Raw genomic sequence first — 12,065 nt, 5'->3', positions numbered from 1 at the left:
GCGCGAAGGACGCGCTCGGTCGGCGGGATCACGTCTGCTTGGGCTCCTGCGGTGCTTGGACCGAGGGTGGCGCCTGCGGTGTCTCGAGAGTGACCTTCGGTTCCGGCAACTCCGTCGGCGTGCCGGGGGCCTGCACGTCCGCCTCCCCCAGGCCCTGTGGGCGGAGGAACTGCACGAATTTGCCGTGGCCCAGGTTGTCGAGATCGCCGTTCTGGTCCAGCCGGGTGAGAATCCCGTCCTTCCAGTACTGCGGACCGGTCCCGTCGTTGATCACGACGGCACTGTGGTTCTCCCACCTGACCACGTCACCCGTCTTCAAATCTCCCTGAACGGCTTCCCAGGTACCGCCCATGTCCTGCGAGGCCTGCGTGCCCTCGTAGGCGGTGAACGCGTTGAGCGCCGGGTTCCCCTGCTGGCGGGTCAGCGCGTCGGAAACCGCCTGCGGCACCTGGATCGTGGTCCTACCGTCGGGCATCTTGTAATCGACCATCGCGCCGGGCGTGGTCACTACCGGCGGAGCACCGGTATCGGTGGGCGCGGCGACCTGCTGCACACCGGCCCCCTGATCGGTCGCTCCGGGGGCAACACCCGGCGACTGCAGGCCGGGAGCGGGAACCTCACGCCCTCGGCCGCGGTGATCGTCCTTGTCCTTGTCTTTGTCCTTGTCGTCCTTGTCCTTGCCATCCTTACCAGGCTGATCCTGGCCCATGCCGTTGAGCATCTGTGGGATCAGACCGGCCATCATGAGTCCGCTCATATCCGGCGCACCACTGGCCTGCGGGGCCTGAACAGCGGGCTGCACCTGGGGGGCGCCACGGGGGTTCTCGCCACCGGCGACGGGCTGCCCGGTCACGCCGGACGGTGACTTCTCCCCGCCCTTACCTGTGGCCCCGGTCGGATCGGAACCATTTGCTGGAGTCTTGGCCGAGTCGCCCAGGATCTGTTTGTACTGGTTGTTCAGATCCTTCAGCGCATCCTCGGTGTTGGCCGGAGGCGTATTGGTGGTGGGCGGAGGCGTATTCGTGGTGGGCGGAGGCGTATTCGTGGTGGGCGGAGGCGTGGTCGTGGTGGGCGGAGGCGTGGTCGTAGCGGGCGGCCTATTCCCGGGTTTATCCTCCGGCTTATCGCCGGGCTTATCCTTTTCCGGCGGCTTTTCCGATTCGGGGTCGTTCCCTTTATGCGATTTTTTGTCGTCCAGAAGCTTCTCTCTTTCTGGATTCTCCTTGGCGAGTTCTTTCATGTATTCGACATATTTATCGACCTTATCCACACAATCCTTCACGCCCAGCGCGATTATTGTATGCAGTTCGGCCTCTTCGGCGATATGTTGAATACCGACGTCGGTCAGTTTTATATCGCCGTTCGTCTTTTGGCCCTCTTTTTGGCCCTTTTTTTCATTTAGCTCTTGTTGGGCCGCTTTTTCTTTTGAAGTGAGTTCGGCGCTGCCGGTTTTGCCCTCCAGGTTGTAACTTCCCACCAGGCTGAGAGCCATCGCCCCATTTATCTCCGACACTCTGTCGAACAGTGCCTTATACGTCTCGTAGTTGTGGTCATCGATCTTCAGAACAACCTTCCCGAAAGCTTTGTCGATCTCCTCCCAGTCTCCCAGGAGCCCTATCAGATCACCCGCTACCTTCAGCTCCGAGTCGGCCGTTGCGCCGGAATTCCCGAGTTCCTCGTAATATGCCTTGCCGAGGTTGTCGTCCAAACGCTTGTTTTTACCCTCCGGGTTCATGAGATACTTTGGCTTGTTAATATCCCCGGTACCTATTTGACGGCTGAGCCATCTCAATTGTATGTTCGCAAGCCTGATGGTCCGGATCAATCTCGGCGATGGCCCGGCTCCATTTGTTCCTACCGGCGTCTCGATCGTCAACGGAAAGTCTTTGTAGTCCGCGTAGACAAACTCCCCGGTTTTGTCGTCCTTCTTGAGGATATCCTTCGACGACTTTACTTTATAGTCTTTACCATACGTGCCACGCAGATCGACACGGTCGTCACTCTCTTTTCTCTTATCTTTATCGGGAGTGTATACAGTAGTAGTTACGTCGGGGGTGTCCGGGTTGTTATCGGCGTCGGTCTCCTCCGAGGACGACTTTTTCTCGAACGCCAGGCCATTTTCTGTAACCAGTGATTTCGATTCACCGGACTTGAATGTCTTTACATCGCTCGTCTTGCCGGTCCAAGGATCTACGTAATGGAGAGTTACATCCTTGCCGACACCATCTTGCGTGTAGTAGTAGCCCGAAGTCGGTGGTTCCTTCGGCTTTACGCGCGTGCCATCTTCTTTGTAAACATAGTATTCGGTCACCGGGCCACCTCAAGAATTGACATTTTCACCGATCGTGCGACCGCGCCGCTCATAAACTCGACTGCCGGCGCCACACCTCGCGACGGATCACGCGCATGCCACGCTAGGCCTCACCGGATACTTGCTTCGCCTTTGCTTTACCGTCGGCATCAGCGTGTTCGAATGTGATGGCTCCGTAGTTGCCCACATCCCCCATCCCCTGATGCCCGTCCGCGATCGACGTCCATCCCTTGTTGCGCGCTTCCAGTCGGTCGCGAGCAGCAACTATAAACGCGTGAGCGCCGAAACCGGCCCTCTCGTACAGTTCGTCCGCCCAACCAGGGTCGCCTTCGGCGTGGTCGCGAAGACCGGGGACAACGCCGTGATGCCGCCCCGCACGACCACGCACATCGTCCGGCGTCTGCTCGAAGTTTGTTGTCATGCCGCTGTATCCTTCCCTCTCACCCTCGCATGCCAATTGTCGTATATCCCCACAGCCGGGGACACCGATACGATGAGGGTTCGGTCGCGGCGCCGCTCCTGGCTCAGCACCGATTCAGAGCTGATCGCCGAACGCTGCCGCCTCCGCCGCCCGATAGTTGGACTCACGAGGAAGGCCGCGGGCATCCACCGCGTGCGGGAGCATGCCATTGTCGATCAGCGACTGCCGCCGAGCCACCTCGGATTTCATACGCGCGAGGCGAGCCAGCCGCAAGATCTCCGCAGCCAGCCAAGCATCGGAATGCTCTACGATCTCATCACCCAGGTGCAGGCCGACGACGATACCCGCCCTATCGCACGCCACCCCGACCGAGTAGTCCGGATTGAACACCTCGAAGATCTGTTGCCACGGGGCCGATGGAGTCGGCGATCCCGATGTGTCCGCGGTAGTCATCCCTCACCCCACGCAGACGCCGACACGGGCTCGCGCCCGCCTAGCGCCGCCGCGGCACCCATGGCGCCTCAGGCATATCGGGCCAGATGGTTTCGTCGATGACTCTTTCGTGCTGCCGCGCAGCGTCGATCGTGCTCTCGGTGATGGCTGCCATGATATCGGCAGCAAGTCCGCTGAGGTCCGCGGAGGATGCAATCGTCCCGGGGGCGATGTACATATCGGTCAACCGCAACATGCCGTCCACCTCCGGGATCACCCGGCCGCTGGGAGAAGGCCTGCGGGAGCGAATCTCCTCGATGCTCTCGAGCATGTCGGCGGCGGCATGGACAAAGGCGCGTCCCCGAGCCAGCACCTCGGCGGTCTCTGGATGTGTCACTGCGGACTCCTGGTCGAGCGAACAACCGAACGCCCAGCACACATCCCCTGATCGTACAGTGGCCGAACGCCGACCGTCGGAGCCGTGCCCCATCCGACAACCCGCAGGACCGACTGTGACAGCTGCGGCAACCTGCCTCCTCCCGTCGAAAATGCTCGTTCAATCTTGCACACCGGCCGACGAATTACCACTGATGAGAAGTTGGCCGCAGGGAGCGAAGTAGAGCAAACCGGTAATTCCGGACGATATTCGCCCACCTGATCAGTAGAGCCGGTCTCGAAACCGCCCCCCGCGTGGTCCTGGCGACGTGGCGCACTGGTCCGGCCGGTGCCGGTGCTCGCCGACGGAAGCCCACAAGTGTATCGGCCAGTGATCGGGCCCCAAGGCGTCCAGTAGTGCACTGCGCGGCTACCCGGGCGGGCGACGCGCGAGCATTTCGTCGGCTGGGCCGATTCGGAGGTCGATGACCACGCAGCCCTGGGCCCCTCGGTCTACTCACCACGGTCATCGACCCCTCGGCCCCCGTGGCATACGCACGGCGTGGCGGCATTTCGAATCGCACCACCTGAACTGGGGCCCACCCGGTACATACTCGTGATCCGGGGAAAGGAAACGGGCGCGGCCGCAGTGGCGGTCGAGACCCGTCCCGGCGACGCGGTGGTCCGGTGGAGCGTTCGCCGGGTATCTCCGCGATTCCGAACCGACGCACTACCGCGAGCCCGGTCAGGCGGTCGCGCGACGGATCGTGACCCACGCACCGATCAGCGCGGCCAGCGCGACCACGGCCGGCAGCGCCACCATCGGCACCGCCCGGGGCGTGTCGGTGAACCACGAACCCACCGCGGGCCACCACCGCTGCCAGGTCACCAGGATGGCGGCGAGACCGCCGACGATCAGGAAGACCGCACCGGTCGTGTACAGGCCGGCGACCCTCCAGAGCTGATAGATCGCGCCGAGGAACAGGCTGATACAGGCGACCAGGCCCAGGAATGCCGCGTAGGTGGCCAGCTGGATCAGCCGGTTGTCGGTGAAATCGGCCGGAAGACCGAACATCTCCATCCGCACGCCCCATCCGTCGGTGTGGTCCTCGATGACGGCCAGGGTCCACAGCAGCACTGAAACGCAGGCCACTTGCGCCGCGCCCACCAGGACGGTGGCGTTGAAGAAGTCGCGACGGGTGACGCCGAGACCGAGGGCGAAGGGGAAGGTCTGGGTCATCGCCCCCATGTAGAAAGCCATGGTCACGCCGAGGATCGAGTAGACGCTGCCCGTCGTATTCGAATCGTCGACGTCGATGAGGGCGAAGATCACCCACGGGATCACGAAGGCGGCGAGTAGGATCCCCAGCGGCCAGGCGATCAGCAGCGGCCAGGCCACCGTGTGGATCCGGGACACTCGGACAGCGCGGGCGATCATAAGTTCTCCCTAATTGGTAGTTGTCTGGGGTTGGTGCCCTGGATGCCCAGAGCGGTGGGGTGTAGCTGATGGTTGTTTGCCTCGGTCGAGGCTCGAAAGGACTTGCTGCCCCGCCGCGCTGGACGCCCCGGCTGCTGATTGAGAACTTGTTGCGGTCGTCCCTGGTTAGGGATCTGACGGCGGAGTCGTCCACGGGCTGGAACTGCGAAGTCAGGAGCGCGTGGGTGACAACTCGCCCTCAGATCTGGGTCGGGATCGACGTCGGCAAACACGCGCATCGCGCGTGCGCGGTCGATGAGACCGGAAAAACGGTGTTCAGTCAGCGTTTCGGCAACGACCAGGCCGCGATCGAGGCGTTGATCGCCCGCGCCGGCCAGGCCGCCGACCGAGCGCGGTGGGCGATAGATCTGACCAGCCCGATGGCGTTGCTGCTGATCACGGTGCTGTTGGCTGCTGATCAGGCGGTAACGTATGTGCCGGGCCGAGTAGTGAATTCGATGACCGGCAGTTCCGTGACCAGGGAAAGACCGACGCCAAGGACGCGCGAGTGATCGCCCAAAGCGCCCGCCTGCGCGAGGACCTCAACCAGGTCGCGATGCCTGACGAGCTCGTGGCCGGATTGACCCAGTTGACCAGCTATCGCACTGATCTGATGGCCGATTGGGTGGCTGGGATCAACCGGCTGCGCGCACTGCTCGGGTCGATCTTTCCGGCGTTGGACGCGGCGTTCGATTACTCGAACCGAACCCCGCTGATCCTCGTTGCCGGAATGTGCACTCCGGCCGAGATCCGGTCCGCTGGGAACGACGGTGTCACAACATATCTCACCGGCAACGACGCCTGGAAGCCGGGCATCGTCAAGGCCGCTGCCACCGCGGTCGAGGCCGCCGGACGCCAGAGCCTGGCCCTGCCCGGCGAAGCCGACACCGCGATGCTGGTCAAACGCATCGCCCGCAAACTTCTCGACCTGGACCGCGAGATCAAAGACACCGACAAACTCATCACCACCCGGTTCCGGAAACACCCCTGGGCGCGGATCATCGAGTCCTTGCCCGGCACGGGGCCCGGCCTGGGCGCGGAATTCCTCGTCGGCGCCGGCGGTGACCTCGCCAACTTCGCCAGTGCGGGCCGCTTGGCCTCCTACGCAGGCCTTGTCCCGGTTCCCCGGGACTCGGGCCGGGTCAGCGGGAACCTGCACCGCCCGAAACGCTACAACCGGCGCATGCGGCGCGTGTTCTACATGGCGGCCCTGTCGAGCCTGCGTTACGAGAACGGGCCCTCGCGGCGGTTCTACGGCCGCAAACGCGGTGAGCGACTCGTCCATACTCAAGCCCTCCTAGCGTTGGCCCGGCGCCTGGTCGACGTGCTGTGGGCACTGCTGCGAGACGGCCGCGAATTCAGCATGGAGGTCCCGGCTTCGATCGCTGCTGCGGCTTGACACGGTCATTGAGCGTCCTTGCCGTGCAGGGGTGTGGTTTCGACGATGAATTGCTGCAACGAGACCGGTTCCACCAGCAGTCCCAGTGTTTTCGCGTTCCGGGTGTCGGTGGCGTTGTCGGTGGTGCGCAGCAGCACCCGGCTCTGGGTGCCCAGCGATTCGCGGCGCAGTTCCGGCCTGCCCGCGAGGAAACGATCGATATCGGAGGTCGGTCCGGAGACCGTGAGAGCGCCGTCGCGCATCTCGTCGGCGGACGCGTCGGCGACGAGCCGGCCGCGGTCGATGAGCAGCACGTGTTCGAGCAGGTCGGCGACCTCGTCGATCAGATGCGTGGAAAGCACTACGGTGCGGGGGTATTCGGTGTAGTCGGCGAGTAGCCGGTCGTAGAAGAGCTGCCGGGCCACGGCGTCCAGGCCGAGGTACGGTTCGTCGAAGAAGGTCAGCGGGGCGCGGGAGGCGAGACCGACGATCACGCCGAGCGCGGAGGTCATGCCGCGGGAGAGCTTCTTGACTTTGCGGTCGGTGGGCAGATCGAAATCGCGTACCAGCTCGCGGGCGAATTCTTCGTCCCAGTGCGGCAGCAGGTGCCGGGCCGCGCTCAGCACGTGCTTGACCTTGTAATCGGCCGGATAGGCCTGGCTCTCCTTGATGAACGACACCGAGCGCAGCACTTCGGCGTTCTCATGCGGCACCGCGCCGTTGATCCGGACCTCCCCCGAGGTCTGGAATATCTGGCCGGTGAGCACCTGCATGAGCGTCGTCTTCCCGGCGCCGTTGCGGCCGAGCAGACCGTAGACGGTTTTCTCGCGCAGATCGAAGGTCACATCGTCGAGCGCGGTGACCGAACCGAAGCGCACGGTCACCCCGCGGGCCCGGGCGAGTACCGCGTTGTCGAGTGCCGGATCGATGAAGGTGGTGGTCATCGGGTCCCCTCCCGTTGGTCGAGCAGGGTCTTGAGTTCGTCGATGCCCATACCGAGCTTGTCGGCTTCGGCGATGAGCGGGTCGATGTACTGCTGGGCGAATCGTTCCGTGCGCCGCAGTCGCAACGCACCGCGCGCACCGGCGGTGACGAACATGCCGATCCCTCGTTTCTTGTACAGAATCCCGTCCGACACCAGCTGGTTCAGGCCTTTGGCCGCTGTCGCCGGGTTGATCCGATGGAAGGCCGCGAGCTCGTTCGACGACGGCGCCTGCGCCTCCTCGGGAAGCGACCCGTCGATGATCGAGTTCTCGACCATCTCCGCGATCTGCAGGAAGAGCGGCTTACCGTCCGCGAGCACGGGGCCTCACCTCCCCTGGTGAAGTGGTTCACTACTCATGTAATGCACCATAGAGCCCCTGGCAGGTATCGCGCAAGCCCAGAGACGGCGACTCAACTGGTTCGAGCGCGCACGCGATCCGACCCGGCACCGTGCAGCGACGACGACAGCGGGGCGGAATCCACCCCGGAAACCCCGGCGGCCCTGCGTGATCCAGCGTGGCTCGTTGGCTCTACCGGCACGCCGGAGTAGATTCGCCGACGTGAGCACCGAGGATCGTGGACCTGTCTTCGACGGGGTGAAGATCGGCAGGCCGGCGACAGGCGCGTTGATCGACGCGGGATACCGGACGATCGACGAGCTGCCGGAACACCTCGACGAGTTGCTCCCGCTGCACGGCGTAGGACCACGGGGGATAGCACTCTTGGCCGAGGCACGCGCGGCCGGCGAGTGAGATCGCGGCACCGGTTTCGGCAAAATCACCGACCCGCTCGCGCCGACCGGGCGCGAATACTTCGTGCAGGCCGGGCCGCCGATGGTGACGTCCATGCGCCCGGTTCGAGGTCCCCGCTCCGGCGGTATCTACTGTCCGGGCGCACCCGCCAGTCGGTTTCGCCGTCGGCCGTTCGAGCTCGGGCACGCGGATGGACACAAGATCTACTTCTCGATGCCGGGAATGGCCGTAAATCGTGCTATAACGCACTGAGGCGCGGCTCTGAGGCGGGCTCGGTATACCCGGAGCCGATTCACGCCCCGTATTCGTAGTCGTGGCTGTACTGCCGGCGCAGAGAGAAGTATCCGATGAGTCCGACCACCGTCGAGCAGCTCGAGATCGATCCCCCCTTGCCTCGCCCTGCGGGCGCCGAGCGCCTCCACCCCCTCATCGGCGCAGTGGAGGAGAACATCAACCGGTCGATACTGCTACTGGCTTCTGGAGATCCAGGAAGCGCGCCGGATTTCGCCAAATGGCTCGACAGCAAAGGGCTTCCGGATAAGGACGAGCTGGACGATCCGAAGCAAGAGTCCGTCATGATCAAGAAGTACGAGAGTAGGCAAGAGGACGCCAAGGCACTGAGGACGAACCTCGAGCAGAAGAACACTCGGATCAACGACTCTCAGGTTGCCGCGTTCGCATTGTCGAACGGTACATACAAGAACATCATGTCGATCGTCGGCGAGCTTCGCGCAGACCTCGCCGACACACCCGCCCCGACGAAGGACCGGCACACCGGCATCTACCATCTGCCCCCGGGTGTGGAGTTCGCCCTGCTGCGGTCCCTACTGAACGCGGTCGACCGGGTGCACAAGGAAGTCGACAACGCGGCAACCACCATCGACACCCACGCCCGCCAGATCGATGGGTCGGCGCCGACCATCCCCGCCGGTTATCGCACCAACGGTGGTGTTGTCCCTGTGAGCGCCACCGTCCAGGCCTCCCCCAGCCAAGCCAGCTACACGATCACCAACCCGAACGATCCGGTAGGCAGCACCCTCGAAATAGCACGGAGCCAGCTCGGGCTCACTGAGGGCTCCGGGAACCACGTGAACGCCCCGTACAACATCGACAACCTATGGTGCGCGTCGTTCACCAGCTGGGTGTGGGACCAGGCGGGGTATGACGTGAACTGGACCAATAAGAATTACGTGCCCGATATCTGGAACGACGCCATCGGCATGGGTTTGAATAGGGACAGCATCACGCAGGCCCAGCCGGGGGATCTGATCGTTTTCGACTGGGATCGCGATGGCGTCCCTCAACACATCGGGATCGTGGAATCGGTCAGCGGCGGAATCATCCACACCATCGAAGGCAACACCACGGCTCCGAATCAGTCCGACCCGGACGGGGTCCTGCGAAAAGCACGCCCGATCAGTGCGGGCAATATCTTCGGGGTCATCAAACCACCGCCCACAGGATCAGATGTCCGGGTGTAGGACCAGGAACCGACATCATCGCGTCTGCGCAACCAATTCGAAGCCTTCGAGCAACTCACCGAACTTCGGTTGTGCGCTGCGCGCAAGGTCGTCACGCCGCAACGCCGGCCCGGCATCTCTATGGCCTCGCCGTCAGGCAACCCCGTGGCGGCGGCGAGAAAGCGAGCCCGCATGACCCGGTAGAGCCGAAACTCTCCGCACATCTGCTCCGTACCGGATACGTAGACTTCTTCCATGGATCCACTGAGCCTTGCGGTCGGCGCCGGCCTCGTCGCGATCGGCTGGGCAGGCGGCCGTTGGGGGTCTCGGCGGCGAGCCGGCTCGACGGCGAAACTCACGGCACGCTGCGGCTGCGGGCACGACCTCGCGCTGCACGACCGCGAGACCGGCAGATGCCACGCCGAGCTCTCCCGCAGAGGTATGCACGGCCTACGCGAATGGGTCGGCTGCAATTGCCGCCGCTACACCGGCCCCATCCCGCTGGAGGAGGTCTTCAGCCCACCGATACTCCCGCCGGAGTCCTGAGCGCGCGAGTGTCGCCACAGCACGCGAACTCCGAGACCGATCGATCGCCTATCGCGCAGGCACATTCGCGGGTCGACGAAACAGGTGCCGGCCAGATGGCTCTCCCGGCCAACCGGCCCGAACGGTGGCCGATCCGAGCTGGTACACGACACAGCGGCGCAAACCGGCCACGGCCCGGACAGCAGCGAACGCGGCCGTCCCAGCAGGAGCATCCGACGACGATGCGGAACGATCCGCAGCACCCCTCGTGCGTGTCGGTGCTCCTACTGGGACCCGAACGAACCAGGTCAGGCAGTGGCCCACTTCTCGGGATGGAGGTGGTGCTGGACGATCGCGTTGGCGTGCCCATGACCGAAACCGTGCTCGCCCTTCAGCAATTCGACGAGCTCCTTGTGCGAGGTCCGCCCCGAATCGCGCAGGACCGTCTTCCACTCCTCGATACCGCGCCCGTACTCGGCCTCGATGGACGGAAAGTAGGACGCGGGCCCCTTCGGGGTGGTCGCCATCTTCGATCTCCTTGCTCGTTACGAACTCTGCAGGTGAGACGGGAGGCTCGTCGAGATCTCATCGCTCGCGCCGCCTATGTGTCGCACGTCACTCGGTGAACGTTACCGACCGGAACCCCCGCCCAGGGCATTATCTCGCGCTCGTGACCGCGATGAGCGCACACCTCGCGCATGACATCGCCGCTGCTACGGACGCCTTCGAACAGACCGGCGAGCGACCTCGTCGTAGCCGCGAACAACGCCACCTTCTGCACCCCCACCTGCGGGCCGGGCAACCACATACGTGAGCGAGCCGGGGGGTGCAGAGCCGGTACTTATCTACAAGTTGCCGAATCCGGTCCTAGACGAGTGATTCCTAAGGTCAGTGGTCGTAGGCGGTCAGTGATCGGCTGGTCGGGGCGTTGGTGGTGAGGTTGTGCCAGATCGCGGCGGCCAAGGCGAGGAGTCGTTGGGCGGTCCGGGCGAACAGGCCGGTGCGGGTGCGTGCGCCGTGGGCTTCGAGGGAGAGCTGTCCTGTGCAGATGTCGTAGACCGATTCGATGAGTTGACGGATCCCGCCAAGGTGCCCGTTGCGGTGGGTTTCGCCTTTGCGGTCGGGACGCACGAATGCCACGCCCTCGAGCGCGGCCAGTCTGTGGAACTCTTTGCCCGCCAATCCTTTATCGCCGATCAATATGCAGTCGAGCGGTAGCAGGGCACGGTCGCGGGCGTGACCGATCAGTTCGACAGCGACGTCGCGTTCACCGATTTTCGGGTCGGCGAGGCACCAGGCGATCGGCATGCCGTGGGCCGTGGTGATCAGATACAGCTTCACACCCCAGTACCAGCGTGACAGTGCGGCGCAGTAACCGTAGTTGGCGAACCCGGCCAGCGCGGATCGTTTGACGGTGGGCACCGAGGTGCCACACGGAATCGGAGTGGCATCGATGAACCGGAACTGGTCACTGGTGGTCGATACGTGGGCGGCCAGTTGCTCGATGGTCGCGGCGATCAAGGGCCCGGCCGCGTTGATCCGCTTGTTGTAGCCGGGCTGGTGGGGCAGGTACGGAAACAGTGTGCCCAGACGGGCGTGACAGAACCGCAGCCAGTGGTGCTGGGACGGAAAACCCAGCAAAACCTGGGCCACTGCCAGGCAGATCAGCTCGGCATCGGTCAGCTTCTTCGGCCGCCCCGGCCGCCGCGAGTGCGTCTCCACCACGTGGTCATCGACATGGACGTAGAGTGCGGTCAGGAGGGTATCGAGGTCTGTCTTCACAAACCGACGTCGATACCCTCCGCCACGCCAAAACTCGAGCCCCTCACGCCTCGAACCGATTAGAAATCACTCATCTAGTGTCCTGCGTCGGGAATTAGTTTTCTAATTCTTGGGTTGTGAGCGGTGTGTCGGCGTGCTGGTTCGCCACGGGGTGGTCATGCTGGTGGT

The 12,065-nt window shown here is 63.8% G+C and carries 12 protein-coding genes and 1 pseudogene; 4 read left to right on the top strand and 9 right to left on the bottom strand.

Features of this window, described 5'->3' with window-relative positions:
* Positions 1-28: 28 nt before the first annotated feature.
* The 5 genes from ACLML9_RS24050 to ACLML9_RS24030 all read right to left on the bottom strand — a co-directional run bounded on the left by ACLML9_RS24050 (position 29) and on the right by ACLML9_RS24030 (position 4,977).
* Positions 29-2,311, bottom strand: coding sequence for a hypothetical protein (locus ACLML9_RS24050; RefSeq protein WP_411947649.1), 2,283 nt, complete (start codon positions 2,309-2,311; stop codon positions 29-31).
* 103 nt (positions 2,312-2,414) lie between these two features.
* Positions 2,415-2,732, bottom strand: coding sequence for a hypothetical protein (locus ACLML9_RS24045; protein WP_411947648.1), 318 nt, complete (start codon positions 2,730-2,732; stop codon positions 2,415-2,417).
* Positions 2,733-2,846: 114 nt separating this feature from the next.
* Positions 2,847-3,122 carry a hypothetical protein gene (locus ACLML9_RS24040; RefSeq protein ID WP_411947647.1) on the bottom strand — a complete coding sequence of 92 codons (276 nt, stop codon included), beginning with the start codon at positions 3,120-3,122 and terminating at the stop codon, positions 2,847-2,849.
* A 103-nt stretch (positions 3,123-3,225) separates the two neighbouring features.
* Positions 3,226-3,561: a hypothetical protein gene (locus ACLML9_RS24035; protein WP_411947646.1), complete on the bottom strand. Its 336-nt coding sequence runs from the start codon at positions 3,559-3,561 to the stop codon at positions 3,226-3,228.
* A 723-nt stretch (positions 3,562-4,284) separates the two neighbouring features.
* A complete protein-coding gene (locus ACLML9_RS24030) occupies positions 4,285-4,977 on the bottom strand; it encodes an ABC transporter permease (protein WP_411947645.1) in 693 nt (230 codons plus the stop codon).
* 224 nt (positions 4,978-5,201) lie between these two features.
* Here ACLML9_RS24030 and ACLML9_RS24025 point away from each other — a divergent pair.
* Positions 5,202-6,415 (top strand): annotated as a pseudogene (locus tag ACLML9_RS24025) (IS110 family transposase).
* Positions 6,416-6,420: 5 nt separating this feature from the next.
* On the opposite strand, the gene ACLML9_RS24020 reads toward ACLML9_RS24025, so the two are convergent.
* Together ACLML9_RS24020 and ACLML9_RS24015 are read right to left on the bottom strand one after the other, a co-directional pair.
* Positions 6,421-7,338, bottom strand: a complete 918-nt coding sequence (locus ACLML9_RS24020; protein ID WP_411947644.1) for an ABC transporter ATP-binding protein — start codon at positions 7,336-7,338, stop codon at positions 6,421-6,423.
* Entirely contained in the window at positions 7,335-7,655 is a 321-nt protein-coding gene (locus ACLML9_RS24015) for a GntR family transcriptional regulator (RefSeq protein WP_411947650.1), read from the bottom strand. Before ACLML9_RS24015 ends, ACLML9_RS24020 begins: the two co-directional genes overlap by 4 nt.
* Positions 7,656-7,938: 283 nt before the next feature.
* Between ACLML9_RS24015 and ACLML9_RS24010 the strand changes: the two genes are divergently transcribed.
* The 3 genes from ACLML9_RS24010 (at position 7,939) to ACLML9_RS24000 (ending at position 10,136) form a co-directional block, all read left to right on the top strand.
* Positions 7,939-8,130 carry a helix-hairpin-helix domain-containing protein gene (locus tag ACLML9_RS24010; RefSeq protein ID WP_411947643.1) on the top strand — a complete coding sequence of 64 codons (192 nt, stop codon included), beginning with the start codon at positions 7,939-7,941 and terminating at the stop codon, positions 8,128-8,130.
* 347 nt (positions 8,131-8,477) lie between these two features.
* Positions 8,478-9,611: a CHAP domain-containing protein gene (locus tag ACLML9_RS24005; protein ID WP_411947642.1), complete on the top strand. Its 1,134-nt coding sequence runs from the start codon at positions 8,478-8,480 to the stop codon at positions 9,609-9,611.
* Between the two features lie 234 nt (positions 9,612-9,845).
* On the top strand, positions 9,846-10,136 hold the full coding sequence (locus ACLML9_RS24000; RefSeq protein WP_411947641.1) for a hypothetical protein: 291 nt from the start codon (positions 9,846-9,848) through the stop codon (positions 10,134-10,136).
* A 287-nt stretch (positions 10,137-10,423) separates the two neighbouring features.
* On the opposite strand, the gene ACLML9_RS23995 is transcribed toward ACLML9_RS24000, so the two are convergent.
* A complete protein-coding gene (locus ACLML9_RS23995) occupies positions 10,424-10,642 on the bottom strand; it encodes a DUF4287 domain-containing protein (protein WP_411947640.1) in 219 nt (72 codons plus the stop codon).
* Between the two features lie 361 nt (positions 10,643-11,003).
* The gene (locus tag ACLML9_RS23990; RefSeq protein ID WP_411947639.1) at positions 11,004-11,897 is read right to left on the bottom strand and encodes an IS982 family transposase; all 894 of its coding nucleotides are present in this window, start codon (positions 11,895-11,897) and stop codon (positions 11,004-11,006) included.
* Between the last annotated feature and the right edge of the window lie 168 nt (positions 11,898-12,065).

The organism is Nocardia sp. NPDC002869, assembly GCF_046764065.1.
GTDB lineage: Bacteria > Actinomycetota > Actinomycetes > Mycobacteriales > Mycobacteriaceae > Nocardia > Nocardia rhamnosiphila.
This window is presented reverse-complemented; position numbering and strand designations above follow the sequence as displayed.